The following is a 380-nucleotide window of genomic DNA, read 5'->3' as shown; positions in this document are numbered from 1 at the left end:
TCTGCGAAAATCTGCGTAATCTGTGGATATCAACTATCAAAAACTCCGTTCGTTCTGTGTCTCTGTGGTTAACCCCACAAAAACTTAGTTGTTATAAACTTTATTAGCCGCTGACATGGATGAAAGATACCAGTAAATATTGATAATTTTGTCATGCCTCCACTCTTATTCTATTTATATCAATCGGAACAAGACTATCAGGCACCTTCAGCAAAAACGATAGTGCGGCGGCCACTAACAATAATGCGATGCTCGATATGGGCTTTCACAGCACGTGCCAAAACCAGACGCTCAATATCCTTACCAATCATCACTAGATCTGCCGGGCTATTATCATGACGAACCCGTTCGACATCCTGTTCGATAATCGGGCCTTCATC

The 380-nt window shown here is 42.1% G+C and carries 1 pseudogene; it reads right to left on the bottom strand.

The features are described from left to right. Positions 1–197: 197 nt before the first annotated feature. Positions 198–380: pseudogene (locus B3182_RS07255) on the bottom strand (formyltetrahydrofolate deformylase); the annotation flags it as partial.

The sequence above is a fragment of the Methylophaga sp. UBA4204 genome (genome assembly GCF_002379485.1).
Classification (GTDB): domain Bacteria; phylum Pseudomonadota; class Gammaproteobacteria; order Nitrosococcales; family Methylophagaceae; genus Methylophaga.
The sequence above is the reverse complement of the archived record's forward strand: the minus strand, read 5'-3'. Positions and strand labels throughout refer to the sequence as shown.